Annotated in this window: 1 protein-coding gene and 1 pseudogene; both read left to right on the top strand. The window is 75.9% G+C overall.

Going from position 1 to position 1,635, the window contains the following annotated elements; translation table 11 throughout:
• On the top strand, positions 1-639 hold a 639-nt coding region (locus HW578_RS26280; protein WP_198373655.1), incomplete at its 5' end, for a uracil-DNA glycosylase.
• Between the two features lie 142 nt (positions 640-781).
• Positions 782-1,635 (top strand): annotated as a pseudogene (locus tag HW578_RS26275) (lytic transglycosylase domain-containing protein); the annotation flags it as partial.

Here is a 1,635-nt window from a genome sequence, read left to right as displayed (position 1 = left end):
GCCGCGCCGGCTTCGCCCGCCCCGCTCGCCGCCCGCGCCGCCGCCGCCGCTGCCGCTGCCGGCAGTCTGGAGGCGCTGCGCGAGGCCATCGCCGCCTTCGACGGCTCCCCCCTGCGCGAGACCGCGACCAACCTGGTCTTCGCCGATGGCGTCCCGGACAGCGGCCTGATGATGATCGGCGAGGCGCCGGGCGCGGAGGAGGACCGGCTCGGCCGCCCCTTCGTCGGCCAGTCGGGGCAGCTGCTCGACCGCATGCTGGCCTCGGTCGGGCTGTCGCGGGAGGGCGGCTTCTACATCACCAACATCCTGCCCTGGCGCCCGCCCGGCAACCGCACGCCGACGGATGCCGAGATCGCGCTGTTCCTGCCCTTCGTGCTGCGCCATATCGCGCTGGTGCGCCCGCAGCGCGTGGTGCTGCTGGGCGGTGTCGCGGCCAAGGCGCTGCTGCGTGCGAAGGACGGCATCACCCGGCTGCGCGGCCGGTGGCACCAGGTCGAGGTCGAGGGTCTCGGCACCCTGCCCATGCTGGCCACGCTGCACCCCGCCTACCTGCTGCGCACCCCGGCGGCGAAGCGCGATGCCTGGGCCGACCTGCTGCTGCTGCGCCGCAGCATCGATGCGGACTCCCCGCGCGGCTGAGGGCATGGCGTCTGCACCGCGGGCGTTAACCAACTGATTGCAATTGGCGCGTCGTTTTTTGCGGGATTTGTCTCGTTCATCGCCGTTGCATGGATGGGCAAAGCCCCCGTTACTCGGCGCCGCCATGCGTGCGATCTGCCCCATGGCCCGCCGCACGCCCGCCGCCCTCGTGGCCGCCATGGGCGCGCCGCTCTGGCTCGGAACCCCCCTTCCGGCCGCAGCGCAACGGGCCGACCAGACCGCCTCGGGCGTTCCTGCCGCCGCTGTGTCGGGTGCCGGAGCGGCCGCCATCCCGCGCCCGCTCGCCGCGGCCGATGCGGCGCGGCTGGTGCGCATCTTCCAGCTCCAGGCCGAGGGCAATGCCGCCGCCGCCGCGCGCGAGCACGAGGCGCTGCGCGACCGTCGGCTCGATGGCCATGTGCTGGCCGACCGCTGGCTCGGCCCGCGCGCCGCCGCACCGCGACCGGAGGAGCTGCGCGCCTGGCTGCTGCGCCACGCCGACCAGCCCGACGCGCCCGCCATCCACGCCCTGCTCGTGCGCCTGGCGCCGGAGGGCAGCGCGATACCGCCCGCCCCGGTGGAAGCCATCCTGCCCGAGGATGGCGAGGCGGTGCCCGAGGAGCGCGAGCCCCCGGCGCGCGGCTTCACCCGCAACCCGGCGCTGGACCGCACGGTGCGCGAGCGCGCCTTCGCCGGGGATACGCGTGGCGCGCTCGACCTCATTCGCCGTACGCGGGGCATGACGCCGGCCTATTCCGCCGCGCTGCGCGCCGACATCGCGCTCGCGCTGTTCCGCCGCGGCGAGGATGTGGCCGCCTTCCGCATGGCCTCCGAGGTCGCGCGGGGCGGCCATGAGAAGACCGGGCGCGCCGCCTTCGCTGCGGGCCTGGCCGCCTGGGGCCTCGGCCGCTTCGAGGTCGCGCTGCCCTATTTCGAGGCCGCCGCGCGGGCTGAGGGTGGCTCCGCCGCCGCGCGCGCCGCCGCCGCCTTCTGGAC

The organism is Roseomonas rosulenta, from assembly GCF_016106005.1.
GTDB lineage: Bacteria > Pseudomonadota > Alphaproteobacteria > Acetobacterales > Acetobacteraceae > Neoroseomonas > Neoroseomonas rosulenta.
Note: the sequence above shows the minus strand (reverse complement) of the source record. Positions and strands in the feature narration are given on the sequence as shown.